The organism is Allosphingosinicella vermicomposti (genome assembly GCF_003012815.1).
GTDB lineage: Bacteria > Pseudomonadota > Alphaproteobacteria > Sphingomonadales > Sphingomonadaceae > Allosphingosinicella > Allosphingosinicella vermicomposti.
This window is the reverse complement of record NZ_PXYJ01000001.1, coordinates 1196567-1212955: the sequence shown is the minus strand read 5'-3', so window position 1 is coordinate 1212955 and position 16389 is coordinate 1196567. Positions and strand designations below refer to the sequence as shown.

21 protein-coding genes are annotated in these 16389 nt (G+C 61.0%); 13 read left to right on the top strand and 8 right to left on the bottom strand.

Annotated features, from left to right (window positions below):
- The first annotated feature begins 158 nt into the window (after positions 1-158).
- From C7I56_RS12280 to mltG, 5 genes are all read left to right on the top strand, one after another.
- Positions 159-338, top strand: a complete 180-nt coding sequence (locus C7I56_RS12280) for a hypothetical protein (protein ID WP_158703011.1) — start codon at positions 159-161, stop codon at positions 336-338.
- Positions 317-1057, top strand: coding sequence for a 3-oxoacyl-[acyl-carrier-protein] reductase (gene fabG, locus C7I56_RS05930; RefSeq protein WP_106639539.1), 741 nt, complete (start codon positions 317-319; stop codon positions 1055-1057). Before C7I56_RS12280 ends, fabG begins: the two co-directional genes overlap by 22 nt.
- 83 nt (positions 1058-1140) lie before the next feature.
- The gene (locus C7I56_RS05925; protein ID WP_106639538.1) at positions 1141-1377 is read left to right on the top strand and encodes an acyl carrier protein; all 237 of its coding nucleotides are present in this window, start codon (positions 1141-1143) and stop codon (positions 1375-1377) included.
- Positions 1378-1705: 328 nt separating this feature from the next.
- A complete protein-coding gene (gene fabF / locus C7I56_RS05920; RefSeq protein ID WP_106639537.1) occupies positions 1706-2965 on the top strand; it encodes a beta-ketoacyl-ACP synthase II in 1260 nt (419 codons plus the stop codon).
- Complete coding sequence (gene mltG / locus C7I56_RS05915; RefSeq protein WP_106639536.1) at positions 2965-3939, top strand: endolytic transglycosylase MltG; 975 nt, start codon at positions 2965-2967, stop codon at positions 3937-3939. The genes fabF and mltG overlap by 1 nt, the downstream gene beginning before the upstream one ends.
- Before the next feature lie 112 nt (positions 3940-4051).
- Here mltG and C7I56_RS05910 read toward each other — a convergent pair whose 3' ends face one another.
- The 4 genes from C7I56_RS05910 to rimO form a co-directional block, all read right to left on the bottom strand.
- Positions 4052-4339 (bottom strand): hypothetical protein, encoded by a 288-nt coding sequence (locus C7I56_RS05910; protein ID WP_106639535.1) that lies wholly within the window; start codon positions 4337-4339, stop codon positions 4052-4054.
- Positions 4340-4349: 10 nt separating this feature from the next.
- Positions 4350-4691: a MarR family winged helix-turn-helix transcriptional regulator gene (locus tag C7I56_RS05905; RefSeq protein ID WP_106639534.1), complete on the bottom strand. Its 342-nt coding sequence runs from the start codon at positions 4689-4691 to the stop codon at positions 4350-4352.
- Positions 4692-4828: 137 nt separating this feature from the next.
- On the bottom strand, positions 4829-6217 hold the full coding sequence (locus C7I56_RS05900) for a leucyl aminopeptidase family protein (protein ID WP_106639533.1): 1389 nt from the start codon (positions 6215-6217) through the stop codon (positions 4829-4831).
- A 77-nt stretch (positions 6218-6294) separates the two neighbouring features.
- Positions 6295-7635 (bottom strand): 30S ribosomal protein S12 methylthiotransferase RimO, encoded by a 1341-nt coding sequence (gene rimO, locus C7I56_RS05895; protein WP_106639532.1) that lies wholly within the window; start codon positions 7633-7635, stop codon positions 6295-6297.
- Between the two features lie 210 nt (positions 7636-7845).
- On the opposite strand from rimO, the gene C7I56_RS05890 reads away from it, so the two are divergent.
- Positions 7846-8133 (top strand): helix-turn-helix domain-containing protein, encoded by a 288-nt coding sequence (locus C7I56_RS05890; RefSeq protein WP_106639531.1) that lies wholly within the window; start codon positions 7846-7848, stop codon positions 8131-8133.
- A gap of 325 nt (positions 8134-8458) precedes the next feature.
- Here the strand turns inward: C7I56_RS05890 and C7I56_RS05885 are convergent, their stop codons facing one another.
- Both C7I56_RS05885 and surE read right to left on the bottom strand, forming a co-directional pair.
- Positions 8459-9505, bottom strand: coding sequence for a potassium channel family protein (locus C7I56_RS05885; RefSeq protein WP_106639530.1), 1047 nt, complete (start codon positions 9503-9505; stop codon positions 8459-8461).
- Complete coding sequence (gene surE / locus C7I56_RS05880) at positions 9505-10269, bottom strand: 5'/3'-nucleotidase SurE (RefSeq protein WP_106639529.1); 765 nt, start codon at positions 10267-10269, stop codon at positions 9505-9507. The genes C7I56_RS05885 and surE overlap by 1 nt, the downstream gene beginning before the upstream one ends.
- A 95-nt stretch (positions 10270-10364) precedes the next feature.
- On the opposite strand from surE, the gene C7I56_RS05875 reads away from it, so the two are divergent.
- Positions 10365-10805, top strand: coding sequence for a host attachment family protein (locus C7I56_RS05875; RefSeq protein WP_106639528.1), 441 nt, complete (start codon positions 10365-10367; stop codon positions 10803-10805).
- Positions 10806-11027: 222 nt separating this feature from the next.
- Positions 11028-11480 (top strand): RNA polymerase-binding protein DksA, encoded by a 453-nt coding sequence (dksA, locus tag C7I56_RS05870; protein WP_106639527.1) that lies wholly within the window; start codon positions 11028-11030, stop codon positions 11478-11480.
- A 104-nt stretch (positions 11481-11584) separates the two neighbouring features.
- On the opposite strand, the gene C7I56_RS05865 is transcribed toward dksA, so the two are convergent.
- The gene (locus C7I56_RS05865; protein ID WP_106639526.1) at positions 11585-11743 is read right to left on the bottom strand and encodes a DUF465 domain-containing protein; all 159 of its coding nucleotides are present in this window, start codon (positions 11741-11743) and stop codon (positions 11585-11587) included.
- Between the two features lie 153 nt (positions 11744-11896).
- Here C7I56_RS05865 and C7I56_RS05860 point away from each other — a divergent pair, with 153 nt between their 5' ends.
- From C7I56_RS05860 to C7I56_RS05845, 4 genes are all read left to right on the top strand, one after another.
- Positions 11897-12106 carry a DUF465 domain-containing protein gene (locus tag C7I56_RS05860; protein WP_106639525.1) on the top strand — a complete coding sequence of 70 codons (210 nt, stop codon included), beginning with the start codon at positions 11897-11899 and terminating at the stop codon, positions 12104-12106.
- An 87-nt stretch (positions 12107-12193) separates the two neighbouring features.
- Positions 12194-12655: a DUF1465 family protein gene (locus tag C7I56_RS05855; protein WP_106639524.1), complete on the top strand. Its 462-nt coding sequence runs from the start codon at positions 12194-12196 to the stop codon at positions 12653-12655.
- A gap of 11 nt (positions 12656-12666) precedes the next feature.
- The gene (locus C7I56_RS05850; RefSeq protein ID WP_106639523.1) at positions 12667-13812 is read left to right on the top strand and encodes an iron-containing alcohol dehydrogenase; all 1146 of its coding nucleotides are present in this window, start codon (positions 12667-12669) and stop codon (positions 13810-13812) included.
- Positions 13809-14246 (top strand): acyl-CoA thioesterase, encoded by a 438-nt coding sequence (locus C7I56_RS05845; protein ID WP_106639522.1) that lies wholly within the window; start codon positions 13809-13811, stop codon positions 14244-14246. The genes C7I56_RS05850 and C7I56_RS05845 overlap by 4 nt, the downstream gene beginning before the upstream one ends.
- A gap of 7 nt (positions 14247-14253) precedes the next feature.
- Here the strand turns inward: C7I56_RS05845 and C7I56_RS05840 are convergent, their stop codons facing one another.
- Entirely contained in the window at positions 14254-15225 is a 972-nt protein-coding gene (locus C7I56_RS05840; protein ID WP_106639521.1) for an NAD(P)H-dependent flavin oxidoreductase, read from the bottom strand.
- 178 nt (positions 15226-15403) lie between these two features.
- Between C7I56_RS05840 and C7I56_RS05835 the strand changes: the two genes are divergently transcribed.
- Positions 15404-16366 carry a manganese catalase family protein gene (locus C7I56_RS05835; protein WP_106639520.1) on the top strand — a complete coding sequence of 321 codons (963 nt, stop codon included), beginning with the start codon at positions 15404-15406 and terminating at the stop codon, positions 16364-16366.
- The last annotated feature ends 23 nt before the right edge of the window (positions 16367-16389 follow it).

The following is a 16389-nucleotide window of genomic DNA, read 5'->3' as shown; positions in this document are numbered from 1 at the left end:
TCAGAATGTCTGTTCGGACATATGGAGCGCCCCCTGATTTTAGGGGCTTATGCGATAAGACGTGCTATACTTGAGTCAAGCGATACCTATGCTAAGGGGATAGACCCCAACTCGTTTCAGGGTCCATTTTGTCATCTGTCGAGCTGTTATCGGCATGGATGCTGAAACAAGTTCAGCATGACGGATTTGGAAGAATGACGGGTTTAAATGCGCGTCACCCCGGCGAAAGCCGGGGTCTCATGGCGAAAGAAGCGCTTTTTCGTTACGAGATTCCGGCCTTCGCCGGAATGACGTTTGAAATTGAGGGAGTGAAGACATGTTCGATCTTTCGGGAATGACCGCGCTGGTAACCGGCGCCTCCGGCGGCCTCGGTTCCGCCATTGCGAAATCGCTCGCCGCCCAGGGCGCGAAGGTCGCGCTTTCCGGCACGCGCGAGGATGCGCTGAAGGCGGTGCAGGCCGAAATTGGCGGCGACAGCGTTATCCTGCCCTGCAATCTGTCCGATGCCGCAGCGGTTGATGCGCTCGTCCCGCAGGCAGTTGAAGCGCTCGGCGGCAAGATCGACATCCTCGTCAACAATGCCGGTGTGACGCGCGACAATCTCGCCATGCGGATGAAGGATGAGGAGTGGGACACGGTGATCCGCGTCAACCTCGAAGCCGCCTTCCGCCTCGCCCGCGCGGCTTTGAAGCCGATGATGCGCGCAAAGTTCGGCCGCATCATCTCGGTTACGTCCGTCGTTGGCGTCACCGGTAATCCGGGTCAGGCCAATTATGCGGCGTCCAAGGCCGGCCTCATCGGCATGTCCAAAGCGCTCGCGCAGGAAGTCGCGAGCCGGGGCATCACGGTAAACTGTATTGCGCCTGGCTTCATTGCCTCGCCGATGACGGACGCGCTGCCCGACGCGCAGAAGGACGCTTTGCTTGGCCGTATTCCAGTCGGCGCGCTCGGCACGGGCGACGATATCGCCGCCGCCGCCGTCTACCTGGCCAGCAAGGAGGCGGCTTACGTCACCGGCCAGACGTTGCACGTCAACGGCGGGATGGCGATGTTGTAAGCGCCCAAGTTTCAAGCCCACTTGCCAGCGGGCGGGGTGAAAGGCTAGGGCAGCGTCAAACATCACGAAGGAAGGCTTGAGTTATGAGCGAGACCGCTGATCGCGTTAAGAAGATCGTTGTGGAGCATCTGGGCGTTGAAGCCGAGAAGGTCACCGAGGAAGCGAGCTTCATCGACGATCTCGGCGCGGACAGCCTCGACATCGTCGAGCTGGTCATGGCGTTCGAAGAAGAATTCGGTGTCGAAATTCCCGACGACGCGGCTGAAAAGATCGCGACCGTGAAGGACGCCATCGATTATATCGATCAGAACAAGGGCTGATCCGGCCCGGCCGCTTCGCTCCGGCGAAGCGGGCCGACAGGATTGCCGCCCGGCTGTGCCGGTACGGTAGGGGAAGGGGGCGTTTGCCCCCTTTTTCCGTTTCCTACACAATTGCTTCCTGCCATGCTCGCCCGGAGTAGCGAGGCTTTTGGGGAGTGGCGGAAACTGACAAAACTGACGGTTTCGTTGTGCGAAACCATCAAGAACGTCAGCTTTCATATCTGCCTGAGCAGCAGCGCCCTGAGCGGGAAGCCGATTGACGTAACGGCTCCTCGCCATCAAAGGCCATGAAGCCGTTTCTACTTTTGACGAACTGAGGAGTTAGCGGATGCGCCGCGTCGTTGTAACCGGACTTGGACTTGTGACCCCGCTCGGTGCGGATGTCGAAACCAGCTGGAAGAACATCCTTGCGTCGAAAAGCGGCGCTGCCCGCATCACGCGCTTCGATCCCACCGATTATGCCTGCACCATTGCGTGTGAAGTGAAGGCGCCGGACCATGAATATGGTTTCGACCCTTCACTGCGCGTCGATCACAAGATCCAGCGCCAGGTCGATCCCTTCATCGTCTACGGCATCGATGCTGCTGGTCAGGCGCTCGAAGATGCGGGCCTCCTCGATATGAGCGAGGAAGAGCGCTACCGCGTCGGCTGCTCGATCGGTTCGGGCATTGGCGGCCTTCCGGGCATCGAGAAGGAATCGATCGTTCTTCACGAAAAGGGCCCGCGCCGCGTCAGCCCGCACTTCGTCCATGGCCGCCTCATCAACCTCATTTCCGGTCAGGTCTCGATCAAATACGGCCTGATGGGCCCGAACCATGCGGTCGTCACGGCCTGCTCGACGGGCGCCCACTCGATTGGCGACGCCGCGCGGATGATCCAGCTCGACGATGCTGACGTGATGGTCGCGGGCGGTGCGGAAAGCGCGCTCTGCCCGCTCGGCATCGCCGGTTTCGCCCAGGCGCGCGCGCTCTCCACCAATTTCAACGACCAGCCCGAAAAAGCGAGCCGCCCGTGGGACAAGGCGCGCGACGGCTTCGTCATGGGCGAGGGCGCTGGCGTCGTCGTGCTGGAGGAATATGAACGCGCCAAGGCGCGTGGCGCGAAGATTTACGCCGAAGTCATCGGCTATGGCATGTCGGGCGACGCCTATCACGTCACCGCGCCGCACCCCGAAGGCGCGGGCGGCTTCCGCTCGATGCAGGCCGCGATGAAGCGTTCGGGCCTCGCGCTCGAAGATATCGACTATATCAACGCCCACGGCACCTCGACCCCGCTCGGCGACGAGCTGGAGCTTGGCGCGGTGAAGCGGCTGTTCGGCGACAAGGTCGGCGGCCTGTCGATGAGTTCGACCAAGTCCGCCATCGGCCACCTTCTCGGCGGCGCAGGCGCGGTGGAAACCATTTTCGGCATCCTCGCCATGCGCGACCAGATCGTGCCGCCGACGCTGAACCTCGACGATCCTGAAGAGATTACGCAGGGCGTCGACCTCGTGCCGCATAAGGCAAAAGAGCGGAAGGTGAAGGCGATCCTTAACAACAGCTTCGGCTTCGGCGGCACCAACGCCAGCCTGGTGCTGCGCGCCCTCTGATGTCTATCCGGGTCAAGGCCCTTCTCTCCTACGCCGCACTGGTCCTGATCGTCCTTTCGATCGGGTTCGTGTTCAAGAGCTGGTGGGGAGAGGGGGCAACGGCCCGCGACCGCAACTTCGTGGTGGAGCAGGGCGCCACGCTGACCAGCGCTGCGCGGAAGTTGGAGGAAAAGGGGCTGATCCGCTCCGCTTCGACCTTCACGAAGTTTGCGGCGGTTCTGGGATCGGACGATCCCGTGCGGGCCGGCGAATTCACGATTCCCGCCGGTGCCAGCGCCTCGCAGATCCTCGACATATTGCAGCATGCCCAGCCGATCCGTCGGCTCGTGACGATCCCGGAAGGCATGCCGTCCATCCTCGTCCATGAGCGCCTTCGCGGCGAAGCGCGGCTGACCGGCGCGGTCGCGGTTCCGGCGGAAGGCAGCGTCCTTCCGGACAGTTACAGTTACGAAAGCGGCGAAACACGCACCGCCGTCCTGAAGCGTATGCAGGACGCGATGAGAAAGGAACTCGACCGGCTCTGGGCTCAGCGCAAGCCGACGAGCGTGGTCAGAACCAAGGAAGAAGCGATCATCCTCGCGTCAATCGTCGAAAAGGAAACCGGCAAGCCGTCCGAGCGCCGCATGGTTGCTGGCGTCTATTCCAACCGGCTCCGCGTGGGCATGAAGCTCGATGCCGATCCGACTGTCATCTATCCGATCACCAAGGGCAAGCCGCTCGGCCGCCGCATCCTGCGCTCCGAGCTTCAGGATAAAAACGGTTACAACACCTATGCGAGCCCCGGCCTGCCAATTGGCCCGATCGCCAATCCCGGCCGCGAATCGATCGCCGCCGTCCTCGATCCCGCACCGACGCAGGCGCTCTACTTCGTTGCGGATGGTTCAGGCGGCCACATTTTCGCGAACACGCTGGCCGAGCACAACGCCAACGTCCAGAAATGGTACGCCATCCGCCGCGCCCGTGGAGAGATGTGACAAGGCACCCAGCTCTTACCCAACAACCGCTAGCCCTGAGCCTGTCGAAGGGCGCGTGAAGGGCACGATGCACACGGGCTTCGACGGGCTTAGCCCTAACGGGAGTGTTAAATTAAACCTTCAACCGCGTAGCAGGAACATAGCCGACAATATGATCCGCCACTCGATAGCCCCAAGCCCAACCGCCTGTAATATCGAGAAGCGCAAACTCTTCCTCCCCCATGTCCGCCGCTACTTCGGACCCGTCATCGGCTTTCACATGAAGCGGTCCAGCCGACACCATCCGGCTCACTGGCTTCACGTAATGCGGCGCGAAATGCGTGCTGGCGAGCGCGATGTCGGCAAGGTCACCGCGCCACGCGTCACGCAGCGGGTCGAGCGGCGCCGACCGGCCGCTCAAAGTGAACCTTTCAACTGTGTTGGAGGAGGAGTCCGCGTTCTTTGCCGGATTTCCGGTCGCTACTGCCTTGGCCGATATTGCGTTCGAAGCTGTCAAGAAAGTCCTGCCCTGTCGGTGTCTTGGCGACGAAAACGTTTCGCCGGTCCGCCTCGTCACGGACGCGCCGCAGATAGCCGAGAGCGCCCAAGGTATTCAAGGCGCGAGTGATAACCGGTTTGGATACACCCAAAAGCTGGGCCAGCCCCCGCACCGTATGCGGCCCCGGTGTCAAATATACCAGCATCATCAGGGCCATCTGGCGGTTGGTAAGATCGGGCTGCCCCGACCGGACGTAGCGGATGAGGGCGTCCATCCAGCTTTTAAGACTGCGCTCCGACACGGATAATCTCCGAACAACAAATCATTTCACGTTCGGAAGTAAAACCTGTCAGACCGCGTTTCGTTTCGACGCAAGATCGGATTTCATCGCAAAAGAGCAGTTGGTTCGTCTCAGCAGTAGCGGCTCTTCAGCATCGCCCATGCCGCGCGAAGGCCCATGGCATCCCCGCCCTTGGGCCGGCCGGGCTTGGCAGCCGGACGCCAGGCGAAGGTGTCGAAATGGGCCCAAGCCGTGCCGTCCGGCACGAATTTCTGCAGGAAGAGGGCGGCCGTCACGCACCCTGCCATCGGACTGTCGCTGGCGTTACCGATGTCGGCGATGTCGGATGACAGCATCTCGGCATAATGCTTCCACAGCGGCATCCGCCACAAAGGGTCGGATATTTGATCGCCGCTCTTCAGCAAATCGTCCGCCAGATCGTCGCGATTGGCGAAAAGGGCAGGGAGGTCCGGACCTAGCGCCACGCGGGCGGCGCCGGTCAATGTCGCAAAATCGAGGATGAGTTCGGGCTCGCCTTCCGCAGCTTTGGTTAGGGCATCGCCGAGGATCAGGCGGCCCTCGGCATCGGTATTGCCGATTTCCACGGTGAGGCCCTTGCGGCTCCTCAGAATATCGCCCGGGCGGAAAGCATTTCCCGAAATCGCATTTTCAACGGCAGGAATGAGAAGATGGAGCCGGACGGGCAGGCGGCTCTTCATGATGATTCGTGCCAGCGCCAGCGCGTGCGCCGCGCCGCCCATATCCTTCTTCATAAGGCGCATGCCGGATGAAGGCTTGATGTCGAGTCCGCCGCTGTCGAAGCAGACGCCCTTACCCACAATGGCGATGCGCGGATTGGCCGGATCGCCCCATTCGAGCTCGATCAGTCGCGGTGCACGGTCGGTGCTTGCGGCCTTTCCGACCGCGTGTATCATCGGGTAGCCCTCGGCAAGCTCATCGCCTTTTGCGACGGCGACGGTCGCGCCGCATTCGGCGGCAACATCCTCGACGGCTTTTTGAAGTTCAGCGGGGCCGAGGTCTGCGGCGGGTAGATTCACGAGGTCGCGTGCGAGTAATGTCGCCTCAGCAATTAATGTGATTTCAGCGATTCGTGCGGGATCGTCGGTCAGCAGGATGCGTGGACCCGTCGGCACTTTGTCCTTTTTATACCGGTCGAACCGATATTGACCCAAAATCCAGCCAAGGGCGGCCGGACCGGGGCTCCGGCCTTCGACGCGATAGCTGCCCTCCGGTAGGAGATCGGCAGCTTTCGACAGGCACCAGACACTCGGAAGGTCCACGTCGGCAACCCCGAGTACGGCCGCCCAATCTTCCGCTTTTTCGCCGGGCACAATGGCAAATTGATAACCGTCCGCCTTGAAGCCGCCTGCGAGCACCGCCTGACGCACCCGTTCGGGCTGAGTGGACAGCCAGGCGGCAAAGCCCTTCTTGTCGACGAGTATGAGCGAGCGGGCGGCCTGGCCCTTGTCGGCCTGCAAAAGCTGGGAGATGTCGTTCATGCAACCAACATAACGCTGAAACCGCCACTCGCTAGGGGTGAGCGTGTTTAAGCCACCAAATGGTGTGGGCTTAAGGGTCAGCGCTTCTGTAAAGCAGGCACGCCGAACAAATCGTGTTCGTCGGCATCCTCGATCAGGACCGGAATGATGTCGCCCTGCGCAAAGCCCTGAGCGTCGCGGAGGTGGACTTCGCCGTCGATTTCGGGGGCATCGGCCTTGGAGCGGCCCGTCGCGCCGCCTTCTTCATCTACCACATCGAGGATCACATCGATCGTGCGACCGACCTTCGCCTGGAGCTTTGCGGCGGAGATGAGCGCGGTCTTCTCCATGATGCGGGCGTAGCGTTCTTCCTTCACCTCTTCCGGCACGGCGCCGGGGAGGTTGTTTGCCGTAGCGCCCTCGACGGGTTCGAACCGGAAGGCGCCGACGCGGTCAAGCTGCGCTTCGTCCAGCCAGTCGAGCAGATATTGGAAATCTTCTTCCGTTTCTCCTGGGAAACCGACGACGAAGGAGGAGCGGATCGTGATGTCCGGGCAGATGGCGCGCCAGTTCTTGAGGCGCTCCAACACCTTGGCTTCGTTCGCCGGCCGTTTCATCGCCTTCAATACCTTGGGCGAGGCATGCTGAAACGGAATGTCGAGATAGGGAAGGATCAATCCTTCCGCCATCAGCGGGATGACCTGATCGACATAAGGATAAGGGTAGACGTAGTGGAGGCGAACCCAGGCACCGAGCTTGCCCAACTCGCGGGCGAGATCGGTCATGTGCGCCCGAACCTCGCCGCCCTTCCACGGCCAGGAAGCATGTTTGAGGTCGAGGCCATAGGCCGAGGTGTCCTGGCTGATGACCAGCAATTCCCTCGTGCCCGCGGCGATCAGCTTTTCGGCTTCGCGCAGGATCGCGTCGGGGCGGCGGCTGACGAGGTCGCCACGCAGCGAAGGAATGATGCAGAAGGCGCAGCGGTGGTTGCAGCCCTCGGAAATTTTCAAATAGCTGTAGTGGCGAGGCGTGAGCTTCAGGCCACCTTCCGGCACCAGGTTGAGGAAGGCGCTTGGCGGCATGGGCGCAGCGTCGTGGACGGCGCCCACCACTTGCTCATATTGATGCGGGCCAGTGACGGCGAGCACCTCCGGAAAGCGTTCGCGGATGACCTCCGCTTCCTTCCCCATGCAGCCGGTGACGATAACGCGGCCGTTCTCCGCAATCGCCTCGCCAATCGCAGCCAGGCTTTCTTCCTTGGCACTGTCGAGGAAACCGCAGGTGTTGACGAGCACGACATCCGCCTGATCATAATCGGGCGACATTTGGTAGCCGTCGCTGCGGAGCTTGGTCAAAATACGCTCCGAGTCGACGAGCGCCTTCGGACAGCCGAGCGAAACCATGCCGACTTTCGGCGGGGAGGGAAGCTGAATTGCCATGAGTGGCGCTCACATAGTGTAAAATGCCACGATTTCCTAGAGGCGCCTCTTCGAGTTGCGGAGCGCTCTCAATTCAGTACCTCGTACATACGAAATGGCGCTTCTGTCCCGGAAGGGTACGGTTCCGAAATGGCTGTAACGCCTTATTCAAGCAGCATTTTTATGTGCTAGATTGACGATGCCCCCACAGGCATTCACGGAGAGTTGGGCATGCATCAGGCCGTCCAAATCCTACCAAGCCTCACTCATCGAGAGGCAGAGATATTGGCAATGATCGCCAATGGTTTGTCGTCGAAAGAAGCTGCAATTCATATCGGCATCGCTCCGCGCACCGTGGAGCGTCATATAGAAAATGTCCGGATGAAAATGCGTGCGCGCAATCGCGTCCAGATGGTCACCCGCGCCGTCGGCCAAGGCATGCTGACCGTTGCGCGTGGGCAAGCAGCACCTGCCTGCGCGGTCCAGACCGAGATGTTTTTGCCGTTGCCCCATGCGTAGCAACATGGCTGGGCTTGAAATGTAATCATCGATGGCATCCATGATGTTGCCTTTGGCATCGGAGCAGAGGCTCCGAAGCACCTTCGCCATCGTTCCTACTACAAGCCGGGGAGGCACCGCCCGATTGAGCTGCAAGAGAGCCAACCCCGTGCCGCATCCCCCTATGCTAGCGTAGCAGTCGAGCGTGCCCTCCGGCACGCGCAATGCGTCTTATTAGAAATGCCTTATAAGGATCTCTTATAAGGGGCGCGGGCTTGATGACGCCCTCTGTAAGGCTCGGTTGCAGTTGGTACGGCAGTGTTTTTGTTGCTCTGATCGACGCTGCTTAGCTCGAATGCCGCTCCTCTTCCATTGTGGGCAGGATTTCGATGATAATATCGTCCGCCTCGAGCGCCTGCGCTTCGGACTCCCAAAAGCCGTGAGGGCGGCCATTGCGGTAGATGCGAAGGCCAATCGTTTTCGGGCCGCGCGTAAGCGGGTGGCCGATTTCGTCGGAGCGCACCGGACGCTGGACGAGGCGCACGCGCCCATGGGTCGAGGCGAGGTCGGCCAGATAGTCCGATATGTTCGCACCGTGGGTGGATGTGGCGAGCAGGAGGCCGGTGAAGCTCACCGGATTGATTACGGTGGTCGCTCCGGCCTGGCGTGCAGGAAGCTCATTATCTTCGTTGCGGATCGCGACGCTGATTGAAAGGTCCGGAGCAAGGTGTCGCGCGGTCAGAACCATCAGGATCGATGTGTCGTCGCGGCCCGCCGAAATGATCATCGCGCGGGCGCGGTCGATCCGGACATCTTCCAGCGTACGGTCGCGGGTCGCATCGGCCTGGATGATGTTGCAACCCAGCGCCTTGGCCTTGTCCAGCGCCGCATTGTTCATGTCGATAACGACGATGCACGACGGATCGGTGCCGTGGGCAAGCAGTTCCGACACTGCGCCTTGGCCGCTCGTTCCATATCCGGCGATTACGATATGGTCGTTCAAATTCCGCTGAATATAGGCCATGCGCCACCTGTACCATGTCCGCCTCAGCACGAAGCTATAGGCGGTTCCCAAGAAAACGAGCACCGCGAAGACGCGGATCGGCGTGACGATCAGCGCATCGAACAGGCGCGCGCGATCGCTCACCGGGGTGATATCCCCATAGCCGGTTGTCGTGATGCTGATCATCGTGAAGTAGACGACATCGAGGAAGCTCACCGCGCCGTCATATGTGTCGCGAAGTCCGTCGCGTTCAAACCAGTGAACGGCGATGGCGAGGCCGAGTAGGGCGAGGACGAATAAGACGCGCCAGCTGATCTGCGCCCAGATGGGCAGGCGCCCCTTGCGCTGCAGGGTCGAGAGGAGCCCGCTTGTCCGCGTGCGTGGAGCCATCAGGAATAGAGGCCCTTCAGCCGGGATAAAGAGGCATCGTGCGTCAGATCGAGATGAAGCGGCGTCACGGTCACGTAACCATCGGCCACAGCCTCAAGATCCGTATCATGGCCCGGCGTTTCAACCATAGGGCCAAGGCCGAACCAGAAGTAGTCATAGCCTCGCGGATCAGTGCGCTGTACGAGGCGCAGGCGACCATAATCGCGTAGCCCCTGACGGACGACGCGCACGCCCTTCACCTCACTGGGCGGCAAGGCAGGGAAGTTGACGTTGACCAGAGAACGCGGTGCCATCGGCTCGGACACGAGCGGACGGACCACGCGCTCGCCCCATTCTTCGGCGGCTGCAAAGGGGACGGTGTACCCCATGCCTTCGCGTGCGTAGACCTGGCTTAAGGCGATCGATGGAATGCCCGCGAGCGCGCCTTCCATAGCAGCCGATACGGTCCCCGAATAGGTCACGTCCTCCCCCAGATTGGCGCCGCGATTAACGCCTGAAAGGATGAGGTCGGGCGGATTGTCTTTCATCACATGAGCGATGGCCATCATCACCGCGTCGGTCGGCGTGCCCGTAACGCAGAAGCGCCGCTCGCCAAGCTGGCGTAGGCGGATAGGCTTTGTAAGGGTAAGGCTATGGCCCGCGCCGGATTGCTCCTCCATCGGTGCCACGACCCAGATGTCATCGGAGATCGTCCGCGCGATTCGTTCCAGAACCTTCAGGCCGGAGGCATTCACGCCGTCATCGTTGGTAAGCAGAATCCGCATTCGCAAATCTATGGTCGCGCCCTGTCATGCGCGCAAGCCGGGCAACCATCGTCCACCATTCGGCGTTGGCCAGATAACGGGACAAGGAGAAGCAGATGCAAGTACCGCATAACAGCTTCGTTCTCGTCGCGGATGGGCAGAAGATGCTGTTCTTCCGGAACGAGGGCGACAACGACTTTCCGAACCTCACGGTCGAAACGAAGGAAGTTCAGGATAACCCCGCAGATCGCGACCAAAAAACCGATGGTCCGGGCCGTTCGGTCAACAGCGTCGGATCGGCACGCAGCGCAATGGAGGAAGTAGATTTCCACCAGCAGGAAGAAGACCGCTTCGCAGCCGATGCAGCCCAGATGCTGAGGGAGCGCGCGCTTCAAAACAATTTCGAATCGCTGATCGTGGTGGCGCCGCCGCGAACGCTCGGCGAGCTTCGCAAACATTATCACAAGGAAGTCGAGAAGCGGCTGATCGGGGAGATTGCCAAGGATCTCACGGGTCATCCAGTCGATGAGATCGAACGAATCATCGCCGCAAGTTGAATTTGAAGCCTTTTAGGCGGGTATCGGCCGGCCGTCGCCCTATTCGGTGACCGCCGGCCATTTTATTTATTCAGCAAAAATAACTACTTATATAGTTCTTGTGCTGCCTCGGGCGCAAATGTATAGGCGCAGCCGGGCGATTGCCGACAGGTCCGATTAATCGGATCGGGCCTAAGGAAACCGCAAGCGGCTATCGTGGCCGCACGGTGAGTGGAGGGGTTTATGGCTACGGCTTTGAACGAAACTTTCGACCCGGTATTTCAGGCGGACATGCCTACCGGTTACGTGCCTGAGCCTGGCGAAGAGTTCATGAACGCGCGCCAGCTTGCCTATTTCCGCAAGAAGCTGCTCGATTGGAAGGAGGCGATCGTCCGCGAATCTCGCGATACGATGGCGCAGCTGAAGAGCGGGCCGATCCAAGAAGCCGACATGACCGATCGCGCGTCGAGCGAGACTGATTGGTCGATCGAGCTTCGTACGCGGGACCGCCAGCGTAAGCTTATCTCCAAGATCGATTCTGCGCTTCGCCGCATCGAACAGGGTGAATATGGCTATTGCGAAGTGACCGGGGAGCCGATCCCGCTTGCCCGCCTTGAAGCACGCCCGACCGCAACGATGACCGTCGATGCGCAGGAGAAGCACGAACGGAACGAGCGCGTTTCCCGCGACGATTGAGCCGAAGCTGTCGTGTTCCGGCGGACCCTGGAACCCGGCAGTTCAGGGCGACTGGCTCCGGCTTTCGCCGGAGCACAATCTACCTCCGCAGGATGCCCAGCGCCTCAATGAAGGCCGCTAAGCTCTTCCTTCAGCTTCAATTTCTGCTTCTTGAGTTGGGAAACGAGGGCCATGTCGGGGAGGGGGCGATGCTCCTCAACTCCGATGCGGGCATCAAGATCGGCATGCTTGGATTGAAGTGCCGAGATATGCGCGTTGGCCATTCTCATCTCCTCTTCATGATACGGGAATGAGACTAGACCGGCTTTCTTGCTTTTGTCTTTCCGGTTTAGACGATTGGCCGATAATCTGCGACATGCCGTTATGGCGGCGGCCGGGTGTGGCTCCGCAGCGGTGAAGTGTGGGCAAGGGGCAGAATGACGGATCAGGACCAGCAACCCGATCTCGCCGCGAAAGTGGCGCAATTGCAGATCGAACATCGCGATCTCGATGCCGCTATCGCTGCGCTGGCAGCCGCCGGGACGCCCGACCTTTTGCAGGTTGCGCGCCTCAAAAAGCGGAAATTGCGGCTAAAGGACGAGATCAAGACCATCCAGGATCTGATGATCCCCGACATCATCGCCTGAAAAGAGTCCCGAATCGGGCGAAGCCGTTTGATCGCTTGCCATTTCGCGTTTCCGGAGAGCCATGCTTTGTGGCACAAGGCCGCCGCAATGTACGCCGAAGACGCCCATAGCCGGATCACGCCAAAGCTCATCGATGCGCTCTATGCGGATGCGATGGCGCTCGCCGATCGGGCTCGTGCTTATTTCGACAGTGAAGGCCGGGCCGATCGCATGGCGCTCGATCCGCTCATCCGCGTCGGCTTTTCCTGCGAGTCGCTGAAAGTCACGACCCGGCTGATGCACGTCATCGCCTGGTTGCTCAATCAGCGCGCGGTCGAATCGGGCGAGATGACGCCCGATGACGCGATACGGCCCGAGCGCCGCTTGGGTGATGCTCCCGACGTTGATGGAGAGCTGATGCCGCTTCTGCCCGATCGGGCTCGTGACATCATCTCGGCCAGCATTGACCTATACACGCGCGTCGAGCGTCTGGAGGAAGGGACGGTGCGGATCGAGCCGCCTTCCAGCCCTGCGCGCAGCCTGTTGAGCCGTCTTCAGCGCTCGCTTTAAACGGACAGTCCATGAAGGCGTTCGATTTCAGCTACGGACCCAAGCTTGTTTGCGGTGCGGGCACGACCGCGCGGGCCGGTGACTTGCTTCCCCAAGGGCGCTGTCTGGTGGTGAGCGATGCGCAGGTGCTGGGGCTAGGGCTGGCCGATGCGATGCTGGCCGCTCTACCTGATTCCGGGATCGAGCCGGTGTTGTTCGATGCGGTTGAAGCCGATCCCTCGCGCGCCACTCTGGAAGCCGCGGTCGCAATGGGCCGCGACGCGGGCGTTAGATCCGTGATCGGCTTTGGCGGCGGCAGCCCGATGGATGTTGCAAAGCTTGCCGCCTATTTGCTCGGCTCAGACGATGATCTCGACACGCTTTGGGGCGTCGGCAACGCGAATGGTCAACGCCTGCCTCTGATCCTGATACCCACGACGGCGGGCACTGGATCGGAAGCGACGCCGGTAACGATCATCACAGTCGGGAAAGGCGAAAAGAAAGGTGTGTCCAGCGCCGCCTTGATCGCGGATCACGCCATCTTGGACGCCGAACTGACGCTCGGTCTGCCGCGCGCCGTGACTGCGGCCACCGGCATCGACGCGATGGTTCATGCGATCGAAGCCTTCACTTCTGTCCGCCTGAAAAATCCGCTGTCCGACATGTTGGCGCGGGAGGCGTTGACGCTGATCGATGCCAATTTGCTGCGTGTCTGCGAGAAACCGGGAGACGTGGAGGCGCGCGGCGCGATGCTGCTGGGCGCGCATCTTGCCGGTGTGGCCTTTTCCAACGCGCCGGTCGCCGGCGTTCATGCCCTGGCCTATCCGCTCGGCGGCCATTTTCATGTGCCGCACGGCCTGTCCAATGCGTTGATGCTGCCGCACGTTCTTGGCCACAACATGTCGCACGCGCTTCCATTATATGCCGAACTTGGCGCTCTGCTCGATCCTCGTCTGACGGGCGAGGGACGTCAGGCACAGGCAAGCGCACTGATCGGGCGCATGGAATATCTGTCGCAAGCATCCGGATTGCCCCAGCGGCTTCGCGAGGTTGGCGTCAGTGCCGAGCATCTCGACATGCTGGCGCGAGACGCGATGAAGCAGGAGCGCCTTCTGATCAATAATCCCTGCCCGATCGACGAGGCCGATGCGCGTCGCCTCTACGAGGCTGCTCTATGAGCCGCGCGCCATTGAGGGTAAGGAGCGCCTATAAGGTGTGGCGCGAAATCGGCACGCGCTGGGCCGACAATGACGCTTATGGCCACGTCAACAACACCGTTTATTATGCCTGGTTCGATACGGCAGTGAACGCCTGGCTGATCGAGACGGGACTGCTGGATATCGAGCGCGGCGATCCCATCGGCCTCGTCGTCGAAACCGGCTGCCGCTATGCGCGATCGATTTCTTATCCGGAGACGGTCGATGTTGGGCTAGTGGTGGATGAAATAGGCTCGTCCAGCGTCCGCTACCGTATCGGCGTCTTTCGTAAAGGTGAAGCGGAGGCTGCGGCCGAGGGCCATTTCGTCCACGTCTATGTCGGACGCGAGACGCGACGCCCGGTGCCCCTACCGGACGAATGGCGATCACGACTTGAATCGATAAGGGCGGCCTGAGTCGGGATCAGAAGGCGACCTTCAAGGCCAATTCGCGCTTCGCCGCTTCATATTCCGCGCCCAGCTTCGCGATATAGTCCGCCGCGGGAACCACGTCGCGGATGCAACTGATACCTTGGCCGGATCCCCAGATATCTTTCCACGCCTTGGCCTTGCTGCCATCGCCCGTGCCGAAGTCCATCGTCTTCAGGTCGCCTTCCGGCAAGGCATCGGGATCCATGCCCGCAGCCACGATCGACTGGCGCAAGTAATTGCCGTGAACGCCGGTGAAGAGGTTCGAATAGACGATGTCGTCGGCGCGGCCCGCCACGATGGCCTGCTTGTAATCGTCGACCGCATTGGCCTCCGCCGTCGCGATGAACGGCGATCCGATATAAGCGAGGTCCGCGCCCATCGCCTGCGCTGCCAGCACCGCCCGGCCATTGGCGATTGCGCCCGATAGAATGAGCGGACCGTTAAACCATTCGCGAATTTCCTGAACGAGCGCGAAGGGCGACAGCCGTCCGGCGTGGCCGCCAGCGCCTGCGGCGACAGCGATCAGGCCGTCGGCGCCCTTGTCGATCGCCTTGCGGGCAAAACGATCGTTGATGATGTCGTGCAGCGTGATGCCGCCCCAGGCGTGAACACCCTTGTTCACATCCTCGACCGCGCCGAGCGAGGTGATGACGATCGGCACCTTCCATTTCGCGCAGGTCATCATGTCTTCTTCGAGGCGCGCATTGGAACGGTGGACGATCTGGTTGACCGCGAAGGGGGCAGAAGGGCGATCGGGATTGTCGCGATCCCAAGCGGCCAGCTCCTCCGTGATCCGGTGCAGCCATTCGTCGAGCAACGACTGGGGCCGCGCATTGAGCGCTGGGAATGACCCGACGATGCCCGCCTTGCACTGCGCGATGACGAGATCGGGGTTGGAAATGATGAAGAGCGGCGATCCGATAATGGGCAGCCGCAGGTGGTCGAGGGGCGCGATCAGGCTCATCCTCTTTCCCTTAACGTAAACTGCGCACCCGGCAAGGGGCGGACCGTGACCTAAGCGGCGGCCCGCTGGGGATTGTTTCACTAACATATTGAAACGCAAGTAAAACAAGGCTTGTAGAGGCGGAACGTCCGCACTCCCCCTCCCGTTACTCGCACTCTGGAGAGGAAAGGAGCCACCCATGTTCATGCACAACAAACGCCTCCAATATACGGTGCGCGTATCAAATCCCGATCCCGTTCTTGCGTCCATGCTGCTTGAGCAATTTGGCGGGCCGGACGGCGAACTTGCCGCGGCCATGCGCTATTTCACCCAAGGGCTGGGCGAGGATGATCCCGGTCGCAAGGACATGCTTCTCGACATCGCCACCGAGGAGTTGAGCCATTTGGAGGTGATCGGATCGATCGTCGCCATGCTCAATAAAGGCGTGAAGGGTCAGCTTGCCGAAGGGCATATGGAAGAGGCCGAAATGTTCATGGCGCTGAACGCGGGCGGCAACAGCCACACCCAGTCCATCCTCTATGGCGGCGGGCCGGCTCTTACGAATTCGTCCGGCGTGCCGTGGACGGCAGCCTATATCGACAGCCGTGCCGATCCCACTTGCGACCTGCGATCGAACATTGCCGCCGAAAGCCGGGCCAAGATCGTCTATGAGCGGCTCATCAACATCACCGACGATCCCGGCATCAAGGAGGCGTTGGGGTTTCTCATGACTCGTGAGGTCGCCCATCAGAAATCGTTCGAAAAGGCGCTTTATTCCATCGAGGATAATTTCCCGCCCGGCAAGTTGCCGCCCGTGGAACGCTTTGCCAGCACTTATGTGAATACGTCTCAAGGCGAAGGCGATATGACCGGCCCCTGGAATGAAGGCGAACAATGGGATCGTGTGGACGACGTGCTCGGCCACCTCCCCTTCGACGGCCAAGGAGATGGCATGGCAACGGTCGATCTGCGCGGGGGTGAGCGAGATGCCGTCTCGCAGCTCATGTTCCGCACCAAATCCGATCCGGTAGCCAATCCGCTCACGGGCGCAGACCTGGGCGCCGGTCCCGGTGCCGGGCGTACGACCAACGGCGACATGGGTGGCGCGTCCAGCATTCAAGACGCGGCGCAGCAGGCCAAGCAGAAGGTGAAGGTGGATTGAACCTTGTGCCGGTGCCGTCGGTT

What these genes read in the sequence shown, in the direction of transcription:
- C7I56_RS12280 (WP_158703011.1), top strand. Translation starts at nt 159, where the DNA reads ATGCTGAAACAAGTTCAGCATGACGGATTTGGAAGAATGACGGGTTTA.
- fabG (WP_106639539.1), top strand. Translation starts at nt 317, where the DNA reads ATGTTCGATCTTTCGGGAATGACCGCGCTGGTAACCGGCGCCTCCGGC.
- C7I56_RS05925 (WP_106639538.1), top strand. Translation starts at nt 1,141, where the DNA reads ATGAGCGAGACCGCTGATCGCGTTAAGAAGATCGTTGTGGAGCATCTG.
- fabF (WP_106639537.1), top strand. Translation starts at nt 1,706, where the DNA reads ATGCGCCGCGTCGTTGTAACCGGACTTGGACTTGTGACCCCGCTCGGT.
- mltG (WP_106639536.1), top strand. Translation starts at nt 2,965, where the DNA reads ATGTCTATCCGGGTCAAGGCCCTTCTCTCCTACGCCGCACTGGTCCTG.
- C7I56_RS05905 (WP_106639534.1), bottom strand. Translation starts at nt 4,691, where the DNA reads ATGGACGCCCTCATCCGCTACGTCCGGTCGGGGCAGCCCGATCTTACC.
- C7I56_RS05900 (WP_106639533.1), bottom strand. Translation starts at nt 6,217, where the DNA reads ATGAACGACATCTCCCAGCTTTTGCAGGCCGACAAGGGCCAGGCCGCC.
- rimO (WP_106639532.1), bottom strand. Translation starts at nt 7,635, where the DNA reads ATGGCAATTCAGCTTCCCTCCCCGCCGAAAGTCGGCATGGTTTCGCTC.
- C7I56_RS05890 (WP_106639531.1), top strand. Translation starts at nt 7,846, where the DNA reads ATGCATCAGGCCGTCCAAATCCTACCAAGCCTCACTCATCGAGAGGCA.
- C7I56_RS05885 (WP_106639530.1), bottom strand. Translation starts at nt 9,505, where the DNA reads ATGGCTCCACGCACGCGGACAAGCGGGCTCCTCTCGACCCTGCAGCGC.
- surE (WP_106639529.1), bottom strand. Translation starts at nt 10,269, where the DNA reads ATGCGGATTCTGCTTACCAACGATGACGGCGTGAATGCCTCCGGCCTG.
- C7I56_RS05875 (WP_106639528.1), top strand. Translation starts at nt 10,365, where the DNA reads ATGCAAGTACCGCATAACAGCTTCGTTCTCGTCGCGGATGGGCAGAAG.
- dksA (WP_106639527.1), top strand. Translation starts at nt 11,028, where the DNA reads ATGGCTACGGCTTTGAACGAAACTTTCGACCCGGTATTTCAGGCGGAC.
- C7I56_RS05865 (WP_106639526.1), bottom strand. Translation starts at nt 11,743, where the DNA reads ATGGCCAACGCGCATATCTCGGCACTTCAATCCAAGCATGCCGATCTT.
- C7I56_RS05860 (WP_106639525.1), top strand. Translation starts at nt 11,897, where the DNA reads ATGACGGATCAGGACCAGCAACCCGATCTCGCCGCGAAAGTGGCGCAA.
- C7I56_RS05855 (WP_106639524.1), top strand. Translation starts at nt 12,194, where the DNA reads ATGTACGCCGAAGACGCCCATAGCCGGATCACGCCAAAGCTCATCGAT.
- C7I56_RS05850 (WP_106639523.1), top strand. Translation starts at nt 12,667, where the DNA reads ATGAAGGCGTTCGATTTCAGCTACGGACCCAAGCTTGTTTGCGGTGCG.
- C7I56_RS05845 (WP_106639522.1), top strand. Translation starts at nt 13,809, where the DNA reads ATGAGCCGCGCGCCATTGAGGGTAAGGAGCGCCTATAAGGTGTGGCGC.
- C7I56_RS05840 (WP_106639521.1), bottom strand. Translation starts at nt 15,225, where the DNA reads ATGAGCCTGATCGCGCCCCTCGACCACCTGCGGCTGCCCATTATCGGA.
- C7I56_RS05835 (WP_106639520.1), top strand. Translation starts at nt 15,404, where the DNA reads ATGTTCATGCACAACAAACGCCTCCAATATACGGTGCGCGTATCAAAT.